General features: G+C 64.0%; 15 protein-coding genes and 1 pseudogene. 14 read left to right on the plus strand and 2 right to left on the minus strand.

The annotated features are described in order from the left end of the window. Positions 1–185 precede the first annotated feature (185 nt). Positions 186–400 (plus strand): annotated as a pseudogene (locus tag K7H22_RS16970) (IS256 family transposase); the annotation flags it as partial. Here the strand turns inward: K7H22_RS16970 and K7H22_RS16975 are convergent. Next, a complete protein-coding gene (locus K7H22_RS16975) occupies positions 401–1,087 on the minus strand; it encodes a DUF6629 family protein (RefSeq protein WP_230802076.1) in 687 nt (228 codons plus the stop codon). Between the two features lie 256 nt (positions 1,088–1,343). On the opposite strand from K7H22_RS16975, the gene K7H22_RS16980 reads away from it, so the two are divergent. The 8 genes from K7H22_RS16980 to K7H22_RS17015 are packed head-to-tail and all read left to right on the plus strand — an operon-like array spanning position 1,344 to position 10,207. Further along, positions 1,344–1,706, plus strand: a complete 363-nt coding sequence (locus K7H22_RS16980; protein ID WP_061979516.1) for an NADH-quinone oxidoreductase subunit A — start codon at positions 1,344–1,346, stop codon at positions 1,704–1,706. Beyond that, complete coding sequence (locus K7H22_RS16985; protein ID WP_230802077.1) at positions 1,703–3,763, plus strand: heavy metal-binding domain-containing protein; 2,061 nt, start codon at positions 1,703–1,705, stop codon at positions 3,761–3,763. Before K7H22_RS16980 ends, K7H22_RS16985 begins: the two co-directional genes overlap by 4 nt. After that, a complete protein-coding gene (locus K7H22_RS16990) occupies positions 3,760–4,659 on the plus strand; it encodes a complex I subunit 1/NuoH family protein (protein WP_139085420.1) in 900 nt (299 codons plus the stop codon). The genes K7H22_RS16985 and K7H22_RS16990 overlap by 4 nt, the downstream gene beginning before the upstream one ends. Continuing rightward, the gene (locus K7H22_RS16995; RefSeq protein ID WP_139085418.1) at positions 4,656–5,171 is read left to right on the plus strand and encodes an NADH-quinone oxidoreductase subunit J; all 516 of its coding nucleotides are present in this window, start codon (positions 4,656–4,658) and stop codon (positions 5,169–5,171) included. The genes K7H22_RS16990 and K7H22_RS16995 overlap by 4 nt, the downstream gene beginning before the upstream one ends. After that, positions 5,168–5,479: an NADH-quinone oxidoreductase subunit NuoK gene (nuoK, locus tag K7H22_RS17000; protein ID WP_139085416.1), complete on the plus strand. Its 312-nt coding sequence runs from the start codon at positions 5,168–5,170 to the stop codon at positions 5,477–5,479. Before K7H22_RS16995 ends, nuoK begins: the two co-directional genes overlap by 4 nt. Before the next feature lie 2 nt (positions 5,480–5,481). After that, positions 5,482–7,371 (plus strand): NADH-quinone oxidoreductase subunit L, encoded by a 1,890-nt coding sequence (locus tag K7H22_RS17005; RefSeq protein WP_230802078.1) that lies wholly within the window; start codon positions 5,482–5,484, stop codon positions 7,369–7,371. A 17-nt stretch (positions 7,372–7,388) separates the two neighbouring features. Further along, positions 7,389–8,849, plus strand: coding sequence for a complex I subunit 4 family protein (locus K7H22_RS17010; RefSeq protein WP_139085412.1), 1,461 nt, complete (start codon positions 7,389–7,391; stop codon positions 8,847–8,849). After that, positions 8,849–10,207 (plus strand): NADH-quinone oxidoreductase subunit N, encoded by a 1,359-nt coding sequence (locus tag K7H22_RS17015; RefSeq protein ID WP_230802079.1) that lies wholly within the window; start codon positions 8,849–8,851, stop codon positions 10,205–10,207. The genes K7H22_RS17010 and K7H22_RS17015 overlap by 1 nt, the downstream gene beginning before the upstream one ends. Before the next feature lie 49 nt (positions 10,208–10,256). Here the strand turns inward: K7H22_RS17015 and K7H22_RS17020 are convergent, their stop codons facing one another. Continuing rightward, positions 10,257–11,111, minus strand: a complete 855-nt coding sequence (locus K7H22_RS17020; RefSeq protein ID WP_230802126.1) for a patatin-like phospholipase family protein — start codon at positions 11,109–11,111, stop codon at positions 10,257–10,259. 315 nt (positions 11,112–11,426) lie between these two features. Here K7H22_RS17020 and K7H22_RS17025 point away from each other — a divergent pair, with 315 nt between their 5' ends. The 5 genes from K7H22_RS17025 to arcC are packed head-to-tail and all read left to right on the plus strand — an operon-like array spanning position 11,427 to position 18,452. Then, positions 11,427–13,793: a heavy metal translocating P-type ATPase gene (locus K7H22_RS17025; protein ID WP_230802080.1), complete on the plus strand. Its 2,367-nt coding sequence runs from the start codon at positions 11,427–11,429 to the stop codon at positions 13,791–13,793. A 16-nt stretch (positions 13,794–13,809) separates the two neighbouring features. After that, the gene (locus K7H22_RS17030; RefSeq protein ID WP_230802081.1) at positions 13,810–15,258 is read left to right on the plus strand and encodes a YfcC family protein; all 1,449 of its coding nucleotides are present in this window, start codon (positions 13,810–13,812) and stop codon (positions 15,256–15,258) included. 23 nt (positions 15,259–15,281) lie between these two features. After that, positions 15,282–16,511 carry an arginine deiminase gene (locus tag K7H22_RS17035; protein ID WP_230802082.1) on the plus strand — a complete coding sequence of 410 codons (1,230 nt, stop codon included), beginning with the start codon at positions 15,282–15,284 and terminating at the stop codon, positions 16,509–16,511. Positions 16,512–16,534: 23 nt separating this feature from the next. After that, positions 16,535–17,536 (plus strand): ornithine carbamoyltransferase, encoded by a 1,002-nt coding sequence (gene argF / locus K7H22_RS17040; protein ID WP_230802083.1) that lies wholly within the window; start codon positions 16,535–16,537, stop codon positions 17,534–17,536. Positions 17,537–17,540: 4 nt separating this feature from the next. Then, positions 17,541–18,452, plus strand: coding sequence for a carbamate kinase (arcC, locus tag K7H22_RS17045; protein WP_230802084.1), 912 nt, complete (start codon positions 17,541–17,543; stop codon positions 18,450–18,452). Positions 18,453–18,465 lie beyond the last annotated feature (13 nt).

The raw sequence follows: 18,465 nt of genomic DNA on the forward strand, positions 1-18,465 counted from the left end.
TGATGCCGTCGGGGGGCGGTCACATCATCAGAGCCGGGCTAGGGCCAAAGACAAAGAATGGTGCTTTGGGGCGAGTCACCGATGCCAGCCCATGCCGTCGGGTACGAACAACCATGCGTTCGGGTTCTACTTGGCCCAACGTCCAATTTTTTGGGCTACGAAACCCTGAACCAGATGGAATAACGATGACCGACGAGAGAATGGCGCTGTTCGTCTGACCAAAAAGCAGGCCGAAAGGGATCTGGTGCGCGAGATGCTGGCCTATGCGGCCGCCCGGATCATGGAGGTGGAAGTGGAACTGCGCACCGGCGCCGCGAACGGCACGCGGTCACCGCTGCGCGAGGTTCAGCGTATTGGATACCGGGAATGGGACAGGGATGTGCTTGTCGGCACCGCGGCGTCAGGCAAATAGTTCAGGGCACTCACGGGCGCATTTATTAGTCAGGATAATGTAGACCAGATGCAGCGTTGCGAGACCCGCCAGCAGGCAGAAAAACGAAATATATGCGAATTGCAGGAAGGCGATATCGACCACGATCACCGCCCCCAGCGTCAGGGCGAAATGGCGCATGTGTTTGTAATGCGACAGCGCTGGCGGGAGGGTGATAAGGGTCACATAGATTGTATTAGTCAGCCAGCGTGGCATCATGAAATCCAGCCACATGGATTTTTCATAGGCCAGAGACTGATTGTTGACCTCGACCACCACCATGTCACTGTTTAGCCCGTGCGGTATGTAAAGCAGCAGTCCGAAAGCCAGCCCGATCAACGCCATGAGGCGGAACAACCGCTTTCGGGGGCTGTCGTCCGGTTCAAGCACGTAGACCGAGAAGGGGACCCAGATCGGCCACATGAACCAGGTGAAAAAGATGAACCCCATTGCCCCCCACAAAACCGTCAGGGGATCGTTTCCGTTCATGCCGACCCAGACAAAACCCTCGGTAAACTGCTGCAGTCCGGCGAAAAGCGGCATCAGGGCAAGCGGGAGATAGCGTTTGTTGCGCCGCCAAGCCACAATTGAAATGGCCGTGCCGCCGCCAACAAGAAAAACACTGGCGGCAAAGCTGACTTGAGCGGACAGGCACATTTGACTTCCCTCTGTCCTGTTTGTTCGGATCGTCAATCATGCAACGCTAAATCACCGGCCACCCAATTGGAAGAAACCAATTGGAGACCTGTGTTCTTGAAGTCCCAAGCCCGGAATTTTCGGAGAGCTGTAATGATCCGCAGCTCAAAGCGTCTGTGCATAACGGCAGCATGGCCGCTGGCGTTAGTTTGATTGTGCCGTTCTGCTTAAACCCTTAACACTTTAGAGAGTCGAGCACCCGAAGGAGGTAACACGGATGAGCGAGCTTTCCCAATACGCGATCCTTTTCGGGCTGAGTGTCGGTGTGTTCGGTTTCGTGCTAAGCCTTTACGGGCTCGCCCGGGCCATCGGGCGCACGCGCTCGGAACCGGGCAAGGACGTGCCCGCCACGGCCGGTACCTTGTCGCGCGATCCGGTCTGGGTCCGCTATCATGCGCGCTATGCCGGTTATGCGCTGCTGTTTCTGGCCTTCGACATGGAGATGGCGTTCATGTATCCGTGGGCGGTCGTCTACCGCGAAGAAGGGCTGATCGCATTGCTCGACATGGGCGTTTTCCTCTCAATCCTGTTCCTGGGCCTGCTCTATGGCTGGAGCCAGGGCGCGTTGAGGCGGCAATGACCATAGCCGGGGCGCGAGAGGGCGCGATGTACGGGATCAGGCGGGCGGTCGCGGCGGCCATGGCGCGCGATCTGACGGCCTTTGTGCTGCCCGGCCCGTCTGTCGCGCGGTCGATGGGGATCGACCTTGCCAATGCGCACCTGCGTGTTGTAGGCACCCCGCGCCATGCCGACGTTCTCATCGTCGTCGGCCCGATTCCGGACGGTCTGCGCGATGCCGCCGCCGTCACCTACGCGCAGATGCCGCGCCCCCGCGCGATCCTGGCACTGGGCGCAGGCGACATCGCCCCGTTGCCCGATGCGGACGTGTCGGCCCCGCTGACACGGGCCGGGCTGGCCGATCTGCGCCGCGTGATCGCCGCGGGCGCGTTTCGCGCTGACAGCGGGGAGTTTAACGCCCCCGCTCTTGAGGTGCGCGTGGAATACACTTGCCCGATGCACCCCGAAATCGTCCGCGACGCCCCCGGAGACTGCCCCAAATGTGGCATGACGTTGGTGCCGCGCGAAACAGCGTCCGATGGACATGGTGGGCACGGTGGCCACGACATGCCCCGGGAGGACAGGCCAAACCCCGCCGATCACGCACATGCGGGCCACGCTCACGACGCGGGCGGGTCGGGGGCATACACTTGCCCGATGCACCCCGAGGTGATCAGCTACGCACCGGGCAAGTGCCCCAAATGCGGCATGAACCTGGCGAAGGCGGAGGAGGTGGAAAGCCACGGTCACGGGCATGGGCATGGGCACGCAAGCCACGCGCCCTCCGCGCATGGCGATCATGCCGGTCACGACGACAAGGCGGGCGGGTCGGGGGCATATAGTTGCCCGATGCACCCCGAGGTGATCAGCGATGCACCGGGCAAGTGCCCTAAATGCGGCATGAACCTGGTGAAGGCGGAGGAGGTGGAAAGCCACGGTCCCGGTCACGGTCACGGGCATGGCGGTCACGGCGGTCATGGCAAACAGCAGGACCATTCCGGCCACGATGGGCATGCCGGACATGGCGGCCACTCCAAGGCCACTATCGACGGGATCGAGCCGCATTTCATGTCGATGGTCGAGATGACCAAGGACCAGCCGCGCAGCAGCGACGGGTTACAGATGGACTGGATCAAGGTGCCGTTCGGGCCGTTCTTTCCCGGCCTGCCGGCTGGGCTGCGGCTGACGTTGACGCTGGATGGCGATACCGTTGCGGCCAGCGACGCCACGAGCCTTGTCGGCGCGACGGATTTGATGGATGGGCCGCAGATGAGGGTGGCCGATTTCGTCGAGCGTCTGGCCACCATGATGCCGCTCAGCAGCGTGTCCTATCGCGCGCTGGCTTGCGCTGCGATTGAGGTGGCCGCCGGCGTCGAGCCCGACCATGACGCGCGCCGTGGCCGCGCCGCCGCCGTGGAACGCGAGCGGATCGCCAGCCACCTGAACTGGCTGGCCGAGTTCGGCCTTCAGTCGGGTTTTTTGTGGCTCGCCGCGCGCGCTGGGGCGTTGCAACTGGCCGTTCAAGGTGCCGACGTTGCCGGGATTGCCACGCAGGCTGGGGCGATCCGGCGGCTGTCGCGCCGGGTGCAGGCGGCCCCGCTGATGCGGATGCGGCTTAGACGCATCGCGCGCATCGGCAATGACGCCCCGGCCAGCGGCCCGGTGGACCGGGCGCGAGGTGGCGGATCGGATGCCCGAACGGGTGATCCAACGCTGAAGGATCTCGGGTTCGAAATGCGCGTCCGCAACGGCGGCGATGCGCTGGCGCGGCTGCGGCTGCGCTGCGACGAGATCGCCCAAAGCCTCGACCTGATCGCGGCCGCCGGGATGATTGCTGTGCCGCAGGTGCCGGATGTGGACAGGGTGTCGGGCGAGGGCGAGGCTCGCATCGAAACACCGCGCGGCACGGCGTCGCTGCGCGTGAAGCTGGCCAATGGCAAGGTGGTCGAGGCCGATCTCGACACGCCGACAGACGTGAACATCGCCCTTGTCGAAACGGTGACGGCGCAGCAGGAACTGGGCGATGCCCTGAGCGCCGTCGCCTCGCTCGACCTGTCGCCCTGGGAGGTGCGTGGATGAGCATTCTTGTCGTTCTCCTGTCGCTCGCCGCCGGGGCCTATGCGCTGGCCGTCATCGAACGATGGGCCGTGCATGGGCACCTGAGCCTGACCGGTCCGGCCTGGGCCGCCTTGGCGCTTATGGGGCGGGAATCGCTGCTGGCGCGCAAATCTGACCGGTTGTTCTTTGAGCTTGGGCCGGTGCTGCTTTTGGTGGCGGGGCTGATGGCGGTGGCAGTGATCCCGCTGGCGCCGGGGCTTATCATCACCGACCTGGCGACCGGAGCGCTGTTTTTGAACGCTGCGCTGGCCTATGTGCTGGTGGCGCTGATCATGGCGGGCTGGGGGCCGAACGGGGCCTACGCCATGATCGCGGGCTGGCGGTTCCTGGGCCAGTTCATTGCCTATGCCATGCTGATCGTGATGCCGATCACCGCCGTCGCCATGCGGGCGGAGTCGCTCTCGACGGTTGAGATCGTCGCCTCGCAGGCGCAGCTCTGGAACGTGCTGTACCAGCCGATGGGGTTTGTCCTGTTCGTCGTGGCGGCGATGGGGCTGGCCTGGCTGCCGCCGCTGGACCTGCCCGATGCGACCGGCGAATTGGCCGGCGGGGTCGAGGCGGAATATACCGGCGTGCGGCTGGCAGTGCTGCGGCTGGCGCGGATGGTCATTATCCTGGCGCTGGCGGGGGCGACCGTGACCTTCTATCTGGGCGGCTGGCTGGGCCCGTGGCTGCCCGCGTGGGCCTGGAGCGCGATCAAGATCCTGGCCGTGGCCGCGGCCATGCTGAGCGTCGGGCGCTATATGCCGCGCATCCGCGAAGCGCGTTACCTGGCGCTGAGCTGGAAGCTGGGGATCTCGCTGGCGCTGGCCAATATCTTTGTCGTGGGCGTGATCGCGCTGGTGGTGCCGATATGACGGTTCAGATGATCTTCTTGGCGTTCTTCGGCGGCGCGGCGGTGTGGTTCGGCGTCGTGGTTTTCCGCACCCATTCGATGGTGCGCTCGGCGCTGGCGCTGCTGTTTTCGCAAACCGCGATAGGGGCGATGTTTCTGGTCATGCAGGCCGAGTTTCTGGGCGTGTTGCAGATCATGATGATGGCCACGGAAATGAGCGTGATGGCGATTTTCATGGTGATGTTCATGATGGATCCCGGCGGCATGGGCAAAATGGACATGACCCACCAGAAACGCCTGTCGCTCTGGGCCGGGGGCATTGGGCTGCTGGCGGCGCTGCTGCTGGTCTGGCTGCCCGATTGGGGTCCGGTCGCCCTGTCTGTGCCGGGTGCGCATGAACAGGCCGCCGATCTGGGCCGCGAATTGCTGGGCCGGTCAATGTTCATCTTCCAGTCGGCAGGGCTGACCATCCTGACGGCCATGGTTGCGGCCACGATGGTGGCCATCGTCCCCAACGCGGAGCAGAGCAAATGATTGTGGAGATGATGATCGCGCTCAGCGTCGGCGCGGGGCTGTTTGGTATCGGTCTTTACGGCGCGCTGAGCCAGACGAACCTGGTGATGATCATCATGGGGGTCGAGCTGATTTTGGCCGCAGCACTGGTCAATCTGGTGGCCTTCTGGCGCTATCTGCATCCCGATGAACCGGCCGGTCAGATGTTCGTGCTGATCGTGATGGCGGTGATGGCGGTCGAAATGGCGGTCGGCTTTGCCATCGCCATCGCGCGGTTCCGGGTGCGCGGGTCGGTTGAGATGGAAGAAGCGCGCGAGTTGAAGGGATGACGATGCTGGCGCTCATTATCCTTGCGCCGCTGCTGGCGGGTCTCGCGGCGCTTGTGCTGCGCCGCGCACCCGAAGCGATTGCACTGGCGGGCGTCGGCCTTGGGTTTGTCGCGGCGATGGCGTTGCTGGCGGGGATCGTTTCCGGTGGCACCATGCAACTAGTCCTGCCGGGGCTGCCGCAGATGCCGCTGCGGTTGGTCGCGACGCCGCTGACGGCGGTGTTTTCGGCCATGGTGGCGACGGTGGCGGCCAGTGTGCTGATCTACGCTGTCGGTTACATGCGCAGCGACCCCGAGAAGCCGCGCTTTTTCGGGATCCTGCTGCTGTTTGTCGCCGCGATGCAGGCGCTGGTTCTGGCGGGCGACTGGATCACCGTGCTGGCGGCGTGGGAACTGATCGGTTTTTCCAGCTATCTGCTGATCGGGTTCTGGCATGGGCGTGACGGCGTGCCCGGTGCCGCGATGCGGGCGTTTCTGTATACCCGCAGCGCCGATCTGGGGCTTTATCTGGGGATTTTCGTGCTGATCGGCTGGGCCGGCACCGCGGAAATCTCGGCCACGTTGGATATCACCGGCACGCCCGCACTGGTCGCCGGGTTGCTGTTGCTGATCGGCGCGATGGGCAAGTCGGCGCAGGTGCCGTTGCAGGACTGGTTGCAGCGCGCCATGGCCGGCCCGACGCCGGTCTCCGCTTTGCTGCATTCCGCGACTCTGGTGGCGGCGGGGGCGATCCTGCTGATCCGCGTGACCCCGATGCTGCCCGCAGGCGCGCTGATTGCGGTCGGGCTGGTGGGCGGCGTCACCGCCGTCGTTGCCGGCCTGATCGCGCTGGCCGAGCGGGACCTGAAGCGGCTGCTGGCCGCCTCGACCTCCAGCCAGTACGGGCTGATGCTGCTGGCCATTGGCGCGGGGGTGCCGGTGGCGGCGCTGCTGCACCTTATCGCCCACGCGGCGATAAAGAGCACGCTTTTTCTGGGGGCGGGTGTGTTCCAGCATGATCGCGACAGCACCGACATGGATGCGGTCGCGGGCGCGGGCCGGGCACGACCGCTGGTGCTGGCCGCTTTCGGCATTGCTGCTTTGGCGCTGGCGGGGATCCCGCCGCTGGCGGGGTTCTTTTCCAAGGACGCGATCCTTGCCGCCGCGCTGGCGGCCCCCGGGGTCGTATGGCTCGCGCCGCTGGCGCTGGCAGGCACGGTGCTGACCGGGGCCTATATGGCGCGGGCGCTGCGGGTGCTGTGGCAGGGCGAGGCCCAGCCCGTTCTGGGCAAGGGGATGGGCTGGATGGGTGCGGGCATGGCGGTGCTGACGGCGCTGGCGGCGGGGCTTGGGTTCGCCTTCACGCCGCTGGAACATCTGCTTGAGGCCGAACTGCCGCCGGAAGGAACCGCGATGATCCTCGGGCTTATGGCGGCGCTGAGCGGCCTGGTGCTGGGCTGGTTCATCCAACCTGCCCGCCTGATGGGGCCGGTTCTGCCGATGGCGCAGCGCGGCTTTGCCGTCGCGGGCGGTATGGACGGGCTGGTGCTGCGCCCGTCGCTGGCTTTTGCCGCCGCCTGTGAAGGTTTCGAACGGCGTCTGCTGGCGTCGCAACTTGGCCTTGTGCGGATCTTGAGCCTTGGCACCGCATCCAGTGCCGAGCGTTCAGACAACCGGCTTTATGCCGCGACCCTTCAGGTGGGCCGGATGAACCTGCGCCTGGGTGACAGCGCCGAGACCACCGACACAAAAGGCATCGACGGGCTGATCTTCGGCCTTGTCGACCGGACAATTGCCGCCGGCCGCCGCCTGCGCCTGCTGCAAAGCGGGCTCATCCACCGCGAACTCGCCCTGACCGTCATGGGCATTGCCGTCATCGCGGCGGTGCTGCTGATCTTACCGATGTCCTCCTGAAGAAAGACGACCCCGCCATGCCCCTTCTCTCGATCTCCGTCTTTTTGCCGCTTCTTGGTGGCGTGCTGCTGATGGCCCTGCCAAACAAGTCGGCGCGCATCGCCCATGGCGTTTCCATCGCCACCACCGGGCTGACCTTCGTGGTGACGCTGGCGATCTGGGCGCGGGGCACGCTGCCAGGCGGTTTCGCGCAGGTCGAGGAGATCGCATGGATCCCGGCCATCGGCGCGGCCTACCGGCTGGGCATCGACGGGCTAAGCCTGCCGCTGATCCTGCTGACCTCGCTGCTGTTTTTCCTGTCGGCAATCTATGCGGCGCGGATCACCGACCGCCCGGCGGTCTTTGTCGCGCTGATGTTGATGCTGGAGACCGCGTCGATCGGCACTTTCGCGGCGCTGGACGCGCTCCTGTTCTACGTCTTCTTTGAAGTGTCGCTGGTCGGCATGTACTTCATGATCGTCGGCTGGGGCTATGAAGAACGCCAGCGCGCCGGGCTGATGTTCTTCATCTACACGCTGCTAGGCTCGCTGCCGCTGTTGCTGGCGATCATCGGGCTGTATCTGGCCACGGGAAGTTTTGACATGCGGCTGTGGATCGAGGCGCCGCCACTGACTGGGCTGGCGGCGATGCTGGCGCTGATCGCGATGCTGTTCACCTTCGCGGTCAAGATCCCGTCCTTTCCAGTGCATACTTGGCTGCCCGCGGCCCACGTGCAGGCCCCGACCGTGGGCAGCGTGATCCTCGCCGGGGTGATGCTGAAATTCGGCACATACGGCCTTGTGCGTTTCGCCTTACAGATGACGCCCGACGCCTTTGCGCAGGCCGGTCAGGTGGTGCTGGCCTTTGGCGTATTCAGCGCCCTTTACGGTGCCTTCGTGGCGCTGGCGCAGTCAGATCTGAAGAAGATGATCGCCTATACGTCGGTGAACCACATGGGCTATGTGGTGATCGGCGTCGCGGTGGCGGCGCTGACGCTGGACCCTGACTTGCGGGCGGTCGCGCTCAATGGTGCGACCTTGCAGATGGTCAGCCACGGCGTCGTCACCGGGGCGTTGTTCTTTCTCGTCGGCATGTTGCAGTCGCGCGCCCACGAACGCGAGATGACCGCGTTCGGCGGGCTGCTGGGGCAGGTGCCATGGCTGGGCTGGGCCTTCGTGCTGTCGGCCTTTGCCTCGCTCGGGCTGCCGGGGTTGGCGCATTTCCCGGCTGAATTTCAGATCTTCCTGGCCACGCTGAATGCTCAGCCCTGGGCCATCGTGGCGATTATCGCCATTGTGGTGACGGCGGGGCTTTACCTGCGCGCGATCGCGGCGGTATTTCTGGGCGAGCCGAACGAGAAATGGGCGGCGATGCCCGATCTGGACCGCGGCGAGATGCAGGCCGTCGTGCCGCTGCTCATCCTCATCATCCTTATCGGGGTCGCGCCGTCCTGGTTGCTGGGCATGATCGACGCGACGATGCGGGCACTGCAATTCTAATGGCGCGCGACCTGTCCTTTCTGTTTCCCGAGCTGATGCTGGCCTCCACTGTCGTGCTGATGCTGGTGGCCGAGATGCTGCGCGCGCCCCGTCTGGCGTTGGCGTTCGGGCTGATCGGGCTGGGTCTGTCCACCGCGCTGACCCTTCCGCTGCTGGAGGCCGACACCAGCGTCTTTGGCGGCACCTACCGCGTCGATCTGCTGTCCGGCTGGGCCAAGTTGATCTTGCTGCCGGGCACCGCGCTGGCGCTTTTGATGACGCGGGCCGAGATCGCCGGGAAGGACCGCGAGGGCAGCGTTTATGTGCTGCTGTGCCTGGTGACGCTGGGGGCGCTGATGCTGGCGGGCGGTGGCGACATGATGCTGCTGGTCCTGGGCGTGGTCCTGACGGGCCTCGGCTCCTTCGCGATGGTGGCCTGGCCGCGCAACGATGCCGCGACCGAGGCGGCGATGAAATATCTGGTGTTCGGCGCCGTCACCGGATCGGTGATGATCTACGGGCTGACCTTCTGGTTCGGTGGGGCCGGGTCGACGCTCTTTTCCGAGCTCGGGGCGCTCGATGGCAAGCCGCTGATCGCGCTGGCGGGGCTGGTCGCGGTGCTGATCGGGCTGGGCTACAAGGCGGCGCTGGTGCCGTTCCAGTTCTGGGCACCGGACGCCTATGACGGCGCGCCGGTCTCGGTCGCGGCGTTCCTGTCGGTCATCACCAAGGTTGCCGCGATCTTCGCCTTTGCGCAGGTGCTGCGCGATCTGCCGGTAGCCACCGGCTGGCCGTTCGTCGTCGCGCTGATCGCGGCAGTGACGATGACACTCGGCTATCTGGCGGCTCTGGTGCAGACCAATGCCGTGCGGCTGCTGGCCTATTCTTCGGTTGCGCAGGCGGGCTATTTCATGATGGGGATCGTGGCGCTCGGTACCAGCGCGCTGGCCCTGCCTTCGGTAATCGTGTTTGGTGCGGCCTATGTGGCGATGAACCTGGGAGCCTTTGCAGTCATAATGATCGCGGGCCGCAATCTGGACGATTTCAAGGGGTTCGGCCGCGCGCGACCGGTGGTCGGCGTGGCGATGGTCGTGTTCCTGCTGTCGCTCACCGGCATTCCGCCGCTCTTCGGCTTTGTCGGCAAGGTGCTGCTGTTCGGCGCCGCGATCGAGACCGGCTATCTGTGGCTGGCGGTGATCGGCATCCTCAACAGTGTGCTGGCGCTGGCGGTCTATCTGCGCATAGTGGTGTCGATGTATCAGGCGCGCGAGGGCGATGCGGGCCGGACTGAGATGGCGCCGCCGCTGTTGGTCGTTCTCTGGGCGACCGCGCTGGTCACGGCGCTGATGGGGCTATTTGCGGGAGTGTTTCCCGGCTGACTTAAGGCGCGGTTTTGTGCCAGTCGGTCAAAGTGGTGATCTTGCTATCCTAGCCTGCCAGCGGCTCGGCCATTCGCTCCGCATTCCCGGGATTAAGCAGCGTCTCGATATCACCATAAGCGCGGCGGGTGGCCACGGCCCCAGCCGCGATACAGTGGCGCTTTAGACCGAATTCAAGTGTGCCGATCGACCGTCCGAATTCAGGCCGGATCACCAGATCCGCCTGCGCGAACCGCAACCGTGCATGTTCATACTGGCAGACTTCTATGGATCGCAGCATCGCCTGCATCCCGTTTTTCGGGCCAATGGTGTTTTCGCGCTGGCTTGGGTCGACGGCGATCACGATCTCGGCACTTGTAGCCCTCGCAACGTCGACCGGCGCTATGTCTGCGTAAGCCCCGTCCATCAGCACATGCGGTCCATCGACCAGGGGTGGCAATATTCCGGCGAGCGCCGCGCTTGCATAGATGTAATCTGTGGCATTCCCCTTGCCGAAAACCACACGTTTCCCGGTCAGCATATCCGTCGCGCAGACAAAGATCGGGATGCGACCATTCTCAAGATTTTTACCTTGCGTCAGACTGGACAGGACGCTGCGGCCCCATGTCTCGGCAGGCGCTCCAACTCCCCAGCCGAAGTACATGTCCCGCGCGGCAAGCAAAGCGGTTCGAAGGCCTTTCATCCGAGCGGTTAGACCTGGCAAGCGAAAGTCCGGGGTTGCCGGAAACCCGCTGGTGTCCATGGCGACCAATGCGTCGAACCAATCGTCGTTCATGGCGTATGTGGTGCCGACGACCGCACCCATGGACACCCCTACGATCGCGCTCGGGGTATAGCCCCTTGCGACGAGGGCGCGTAGGACACCGGCGTGTGACAGGCCTCTCGCCCCGCCACCACTTAACACGAGGGCAAAGGATTTGTGCGTCTTGCCGACTGGTTTCGTGAAATCCGTCAATGTTCAGCCTTCATGTTCGAAAAACGCATACAGCAGCCGCATGTTCGCTTAAACCCTGCATCGAAATAGACGCTGAACGAGGGATATCGTTACGAAATGAATTGTAACTGACGTATCTCGGTCACTTACTCGAGAAGGTGGAACACGCCAAAAAATCAAACCGTAACGATTTTTGCCAACCAACGTTGTAACGTCAGAGAGTGGGCAACGTCTATTTACCTAAACGGTCGTTCTCGATCGCAAGGAAAGTGGACAGGAGCCAACATGAAATCATTGACCCTTGAGGTCCGCGGGCTGTTCGAGGAACTCGATCATCTCGCGGTCGAACGCCATTTGTCAGCTCTCGACGGAGTGCACAGAGCCGAAGCGAACCCGGCATCGGAAAGCGTGACAGTCCAATACGACGAGACGGCAGTGGGCGAGGAAGAGCTGCGCAACACGGTTGAGGCCTGCGGATTCCACTGCGCCGGGGAGCGGGTTCCGAACCATGTCTGCCATGCCGACCATCAAATGTCTGGCGCAGAGGCCCCGGCTGGCCACGACGCGATGGCGCACGAGATGGGCCACGGCGGTGGCATGGACATGGCCAGCATGGTCCGCGACATGCGCAACCGCTTCTGGGTGGCGCTGCTGTTCACCATCCCGATCTTCACTTATTCGCCAATGGGTGGCCTGTTCACGCCACCCGCGCCGCCCTTCGGGCTGGAACTGGATCTGTGGCTGTTCTTCCTGGGTAGTGCCGCGATTATCTGGCCAAGCTGGCCGTTCTTCGTCGCCGCCTGGCGCGCCTTGCGCAACGGCATCCTCAACATGGCGGTCCTGGTCGTGCTGTCGGTTGGCACCGGTTATGTGTTCAGCGTCGGGTCTACCTTCTTCTTTCCGGGCGTGCAATTCTACGAGGCGGTGGCGGTGCTGCTGGTGTTCATCCTGTTGGGTCACTGGCTGGAGATGCGCGCGCGGGCAGGGGCCTCGGCGGCGATCCGGGCGCTTCTCGATCTTGCGCCGCCGATGGCGACCGTTATCCGCGACGGGCAAGACGTCGAGGTGCCTACCTCCGAAGTACTTGAGGGCGAGATCGTGCTGATCCGGCCCGGCAACAAGATCCCTGTGGATGGCGAGGTTGTCGAAGGCGCATCACTGGTCGACGAATCCATGCTGACAGGCGAGTCCATGCCGGTCAACAAGACCGTTGGCGACACCGTGATTGGCGCCACCATCAACAAGAGCGGCAGTTTCCGTTACCGCGCCACCAAGGTCGGGGCCGACACCGCGCTGGCGCAGATCGTCAAGCTGGTGCAGGAGGCGCAGAACTCCAAGGCACCCGCCCAGCTTCTGGCCGACAAAGCCTCACAATGGCTGGTGCTGATCGCCGTCGTGATCGGACTTGCAACCTTCGCGGTCTGGTTCTGGTGGATCGGCTCTCCGCTTTTGTTCGCACTGACGCTGACGATCACCGTCTTCGTTATCGCCTGCCCGGACGCGCTTGGGCTTGCTACGCCGATGGCGGTGATGGTGGGCACAGGCTTAGGGGCGCAGCACGGTATCCTGTTCAAGAATGCGGGTGCGCTGGAAGACGCGACAAAGCTTGACGTGATCATCTTCGACAAGACCGGCACGTTGACGATGGGCGAACCGCGCGTGGTCGAAGTCGTGGCTGCTGAGGACAGCACCGAAGATGACGCGCTGCGTGCTGCGGCGGCCGTCGATCGCGGCTCGGACCACCCGCTGGCGCTCGCCATTGTCGAACGCGCTGCGGACCTCGACGTCCCGCAGATGGCCGAGTTTCTCAACCTCGAAGGCCGCGGCGCACGCGCCGAAGTCGCAGGTAAGACCGTGCTGGTCGGCAATCGGCGCCTTATGGACGAGGAGGGTATCGACGTCGGCACCCTGACGGCGGAGGCCGAGCGCCTGAAGGGCGAGGGCCGCACGGTTGTGCATGTGGCGCAGGGCGGACGGATGCTGGGCCTGATTGCTATTGCCGATGCACCGCGTCCGAGCGCCAAGGCCACCGTGGCCAAGCTGCGCGCACGCGGCGTCGAGGTGGCGATGCTGACCGGCGACAACGAAGGTACCGCAAGGCGGATCGCGGGCGAGCTGGGCATCGACATTGTGCTGGCAGATGTTCTTCCGGGCCAAAAGGCCGAGAAGGTCAAAGAGCTTCAGGCCCAGGGTAAGAAGGTCGGCATGGTCGGTGACGGTGTCAACGACGCACCCGCGTTGACCCAGGCCGATGTCGGATTTGCCATCGGTGCGGGCACCGACGTGGCGATGGAAAGCGCCGATGTCGTGCTGATGAAAAGCGATCCCTACGATGTCGTGGGAGCCATCGAGCTGTCGCGCGCCACCTTGCGCAAGATGCACCAGAACCTGTTCTGGGCCGTGGCTTACAACGTGGTCGCCTTTCCGATGGCGGCAGGGGTGTTTTATCCGTTGATCATCAGCCCCGCCGTGGCAGCACTTGCCATGTCGGGCAGTTCCGCGCTGGTGGCGGTCAACGCGCTGCTGCTGAAACGAACGCGGCTGGAAGGTATTGGTGCGGGCAAGAGTGGGTCCGCCAGCGGCGGCGGTCAGGGCGATGCGCAGGCAGGCCAGGTGCCGCTTCACGCTGGACACTCGCAGAAATCACATTGAAGAAGGGGGACTTGAGATGTCTGACACATCATCAACCAAGACACCGGACGGGCAGGGCATGGCGGCGCGGTTTCCCACCGCCTATTCCATCTTGTTCGGGCTCATCATTGTTGTCGCGGCGCTGACCTGGATTATCCCTGCGGGCCAATATGACCGCGCCATGAACGAAGAGGTCGGGCGCGAGATCGCCGTGCCGGGTACGTATCGAACGGTCGAGCCCAATCCACAAGGGATCATCGACGTCATGCTGGCACCGGTGGCGGGGTTTTATGATCCCGACAGCTATGCCGCAAATGCCATCGACGTGGCGCTGTTCGTCCTGCTTTTGGGCGGCTTTCTGGGCGTGGTGAATGCCACGAATGCCATCGACACCGGCATCCAGACGGCGATGGTGCGGCTGAAGGGGCGCGAGATCTGGATGATCCCGATCCTGATGTCGCTCTTTGCCCTGGGCGGCACGACCTATGGCATGGCCGAGGAAACGCTGGCCTTTTACGCGCTTCTGATCCCGGTGGTGATCGCGGCGGGGTACGATTCCGTGACCGGCGTGGCGATCATCCTGATCGGTGCCGGGATCGGCACGCTGGGATCGACGATCAACCCCTTCGCCACGGTGATCGCGTCGAACGCGGCGGGCATCCCATTCACGGATGGTATCGCGCTGCGGCTGGTCCTTCTGCTGGGCGGCCTCGTGATTTGCGTGGCTTATGTGATGCACTATGCCTCAAAGGTCAAAGCCGACCCGGCTCGGTCCGTCGTCGCTGCGCAACGCGACAGCGACCGGCAGTTTTCTCTGAACGAGACTGATGCAACGTTCGAGGAGCCGAAGCTGAGCGGAACTCAGAAGCTGGTCCTGATCCTGTTTTTTGCGACCTTTGCGGTGATGATCTGGGGTGTCTCCAGCCAGGGCTGGTGGATGGCCCGGATGGGCGCGCTGTTCTTCGGCATGGCCATCGTCGTCGGGCTGGTCGCCCGCATGGGGGAGAAGAAGCTGACGTCGTCCTTTGTGGACGGAGCGAAGGATCTTCTGGGGGTGGCGCTGGTGATCGGTCTGGCGCGCGGCATCGTGGTGATCATGGAGCAGGGCCTGATTGCCGACACGATCCTGAACAGTGCCGCCGATACCCTCGGTGGCCTGCCGGAAGTCGCGTTCATCAACCTGATGCTCTGGATTGAGATCGGGATGAGCTTTCTCGTGCCGTCGTCGTCCGGCCTGGCCGTCCTGTCGATGCCGATCCTTGCCCCGTTGGGGGATTTCGCGGGGGTCGGCCGTGACCTCGTGGTGACGGCCTATCAATCGGCGAGCGGGCTCGTGAATCTGATCACGCCCACCTCTGCGGTTGTGATCGGCGGTCTGGCCATCGGGCGCGTGTCGTTCGACCGCTGGGTCGTCTTCGTCTGGCCCCTGCTGCTGATCCTCGTCGTCTTCATCTCGGCCGGGATCAGCCTGGCCGCCATTCTCTGATTAGAAAGAAGGAGGCATTCCAGATGTCTGAACCAAAATTGGGCGTTCATTCCGAAGCCGGTACATTGCGGCAGGTGATCGTATCGCCACCCGGCCTGGCGCATCGCCGTCTGACACCGGACAACCGCGAAGACCTGCTGTTCGACGATGTGTTCTGGGTCAAACAGGCGATCAAGGATCACGCCGTCTTTGCCGATGTCATGCGCGGCGAAGGGGTCGAGGTGTTGGATGCGATGGCGCTGCTGGGCGAGACGCTGGACATTTCCGACGCGCGCGCCTGGGTTCTCGACCACCGCATCACCCGCAATGACGTCGGCGTGGGGATGCGGGACGACTTGCGTGCCTGGATGGAGGGTCTGCCCGGCACGGAACTGGCCCGTTTGCTGGTCGGCGGCATCCGGGTGGACGATCTGCCTTTCACGCCCTCCGGCATGTTCGGCAGCTACCTTGGCCCCCACGGTTTCGTGCTGCCGCCGCTACCGAATTTCATCTTCACTCGCGACAATTCGGCCTGGGTCTATGGCGGCGTCAGCCTGAACCCGATGCATTTCGCGGCGCGGCGACCCGAAACGCTGCTGATAGCAGCAGTCTACCGGTTCCATCCGACATTCGCGGGTCGGGTAAGGGTCCTCTTCGGCGATCCGACGCGGGAATACGGCGCCGCCACGCTGGAAGGTGGGGACATCATGCCGATCGGGCACGGCGTGGTCATGGTCGGCATGGGCGAACGCTCGACACCCCAGGCTGTGGGCCAACTGGCCGAGGCGCTGTTCGAGGGCGGCGATGTGACGCGCGTCATCGCCAGCCAGATGCCCCGCTCGCGTGCGGCGATGCACCTGGACACCGTTTTCACCCATTGCGGCGGCGATGTTGTGACCACGTTCAAGGAGGTGGCGGATGCCATCACCTGCTACGACCTACGCCCCGGTCAGGGCAAGGCTGCGCTCGATATCCGCCGGGATGCCCGCCACCTCTTCGAGATCACCGCGGAAATTCTGGGCCACAAGAAACTGCATCTGGTGCCCACTGGCGGTTCTGATGCGGCCGAGCAATCACGCGAACAGTGGAATGACGGCAACAACGTGCTGGCGCTGCGCCCCGGCGTCGTCATCGGCTATGACCGCAACGACGACACCAACGCCGCACTGAAGGAGGCCGGGATCGAGGTGCTGGCCATCCCCGGTGCCGAACTCGGCCGGGGCAGGGGCGGCAGCCACTGCATGAGTTGCCCGACGATCCGCGACGCAATCTGAACCACCGACGATAAGGAAATCCCATGTCCTACAATCTGAGAAACCGCCATTTCCTGGCCCTGCGCGACTTCGCGCCGCAGGAAATCAGCTTCTTGCTGAAACTCTCCGCCGACCTGAAGGCGGCCAAATATGCGGGCACCGAAGTCCCGCGTCTGACCGGCAAGGAGATCGCCCTGATCTTCGAAAAGGACAGCACCCGCACCCGCGTCGGGTTCGAGGTGGCCGCCCACGATCAGGGCGCGCATGTCACTTACCTCGGCCCCTCCGGTTCGCATCTGGGCAACAAGGAAACGGTCAAGGATACCGCCCGCGTGCTGGGCCGGGTCTATGACGCGATCGAATATCGTGGATTTGGTCACCCAATCGTCGAAACGCTGGCGCAATACGCCGGGGTGCCGGTCTACAACGGGTTGACAGACGAGTTTCACCCGACCCAGATCCTCGCCGATTTTCTGACCATGCAGGAACATTCCGACAAGCCGCTGCGCGAGATCGCCTATTGCTTCCTAGGCGACGCGGGCAACAACATGGGTGACAGCCTGCTGATCGGCGGGGCCAAGATGGGCATGGATGTGCGGCTCTGCGCGCCCGAGAGCCTCTGGCCCGAGCCGGAGATCCGTGACGAGGCCGATGCCATCGCCGCCGAAACCGGCGCGCGGATCACGCTGACCGAGGATGTTGACGCCGCCGTGGCAGGTGCCGACTTCATCTATACCGATGTCTGGGTGTCGATGGGCGAGCCCAAGGAAAAATGGGCGGAACGGATCGAGCTGCTTACGCCCTATCAGGTGAATTCCGACGTGATGGTCAAGACCGGCAATCCGAGGGCCAAGTTCATGCATTGCCTGCCCGCCTTCCACAATGCCGAGACCGAAGTTGGCACCAATATCGAAGAGGAATTCGGCATCACCGCGATGGAGGTGACGGAAGAGGTGTTCGAAAGTTCGGCCTCGATCGTGTTCGATCAGGCCGAGAATCGGCTGCACACGATCAAGGCGGTGCTCGTCGCCACGCTTGGAACGTAAGGCTATGCGGGTTGTCGCAGCTCTGGGGGGCAATGCCCTGTTGCGCCGGGGCGAGCCGCTCACCGCCGAGGCGCAGCGGACCAACGTCGCCGGTGCGGCAGCTGCGCTGGCGCAGATCATCCGCGCCGGACACAGGCTGGTCATCACCCACGGCAACGGCCCGCAGATCGGCCTGCTTGCGCTGCAGGGCGCGGCCTACAAGCCTGACGAGGCGTTTCCCCTCGACGTGCTTGGTGCCGAGACCGATGGAATGATCGGCTACATGATCGAACAGGCGCTCGAAAACGCACTCGGTCACGACCGCGCGGTGGCCACGCTGCTGACCCAGATCGAGGTCGACCCCAAGGATCCGGCATTCGACAGGCCAACCAAGTTCATCGGCCCGGTATATGACAAGGCCGAAGCTGAGCGGCTGGCCGAAGCGCGCGGCTGGAGCATTGCGGCCGACGGTGCGCATTGGCGGCGTGTTGTGCCCTCGCCGATGCCGATGGACATTCCGGACTTGCGGGTGCTTCAGCTCCTGCTCGCGCAGGACGTGACGCTGATCTGTGCGGGTGGTGGCGGCATTCCGGTCGTCCGGCGTGCCGACGGTTCGCTGATCGGGGTCGAGGCGGTGATCGACAAGGATCACGCGACGGCGCTTCTGGCACACAAGCTGAACGCCGACGCGCTGTTGCTGCTGACTGACGTTGAGGCCGTGTTCCGCGATTTCGGCACCGACGCGCAATCGGCTATAAGGCATTTGTCACCGGAGGACGCGGTCCGCCTGGACTTGCCCGACGGCTCGATGGCGCCGAAGGTGGCCGCTGCCGCGACTTTCGTATCCGATCGGGACCGTTTCGCCTGCGTGGGTCGGCTGGAAGATGCGCTGGCCATGCTGGAAGGCCGCGCAGGAACAATGATCGCAAACACCTGAAACAAAGGAGGAC

It is taken from the genome of Seohaeicola saemankumensis (assembly GCF_021021435.1).
GTDB lineage: Bacteria > Pseudomonadota > Alphaproteobacteria > Rhodobacterales > Rhodobacteraceae > Seohaeicola.

What these genes read in the sequence shown, in the direction of transcription:
- K7H22_RS16975 (WP_230802076.1), bottom strand. Translation starts at nt 1,087, where the DNA reads ATGTGCCTGTCCGCTCAAGTCAGCTTTGCCGCCAGTGTTTTTCTTGTT.
- K7H22_RS16980 (WP_061979516.1), top strand. Translation starts at nt 1,344, where the DNA reads ATGAGCGAGCTTTCCCAATACGCGATCCTTTTCGGGCTGAGTGTCGGT.
- K7H22_RS16985 (WP_230802077.1), top strand. Translation starts at nt 1,703, where the DNA reads ATGACCATAGCCGGGGCGCGAGAGGGCGCGATGTACGGGATCAGGCGG.
- K7H22_RS16990 (WP_139085420.1), top strand. Translation starts at nt 3,760, where the DNA reads ATGAGCATTCTTGTCGTTCTCCTGTCGCTCGCCGCCGGGGCCTATGCG.
- K7H22_RS16995 (WP_139085418.1), top strand. Translation starts at nt 4,656, where the DNA reads ATGACGGTTCAGATGATCTTCTTGGCGTTCTTCGGCGGCGCGGCGGTG.
- nuoK (WP_139085416.1), top strand. Translation starts at nt 5,168, where the DNA reads ATGATTGTGGAGATGATGATCGCGCTCAGCGTCGGCGCGGGGCTGTTT.
- K7H22_RS17005 (WP_230802078.1), top strand. Translation starts at nt 5,482, where the DNA reads ATGCTGGCGCTCATTATCCTTGCGCCGCTGCTGGCGGGTCTCGCGGCG.
- K7H22_RS17010 (WP_139085412.1), top strand. Translation starts at nt 7,389, where the DNA reads ATGCCCCTTCTCTCGATCTCCGTCTTTTTGCCGCTTCTTGGTGGCGTG.
- K7H22_RS17015 (WP_230802079.1), top strand. Translation starts at nt 8,849, where the DNA reads ATGGCGCGCGACCTGTCCTTTCTGTTTCCCGAGCTGATGCTGGCCTCC.
- K7H22_RS17025 (WP_230802080.1), top strand. Translation starts at nt 11,427, where the DNA reads ATGAAATCATTGACCCTTGAGGTCCGCGGGCTGTTCGAGGAACTCGAT.
- K7H22_RS17030 (WP_230802081.1), top strand. Translation starts at nt 13,810, where the DNA reads ATGTCTGACACATCATCAACCAAGACACCGGACGGGCAGGGCATGGCG.
- K7H22_RS17035 (WP_230802082.1), top strand. Translation starts at nt 15,282, where the DNA reads ATGTCTGAACCAAAATTGGGCGTTCATTCCGAAGCCGGTACATTGCGG.
- argF (WP_230802083.1), top strand. Translation starts at nt 16,535, where the DNA reads ATGTCCTACAATCTGAGAAACCGCCATTTCCTGGCCCTGCGCGACTTC.
- arcC (WP_230802084.1), top strand. Translation starts at nt 17,541, where the DNA reads ATGCGGGTTGTCGCAGCTCTGGGGGGCAATGCCCTGTTGCGCCGGGGC.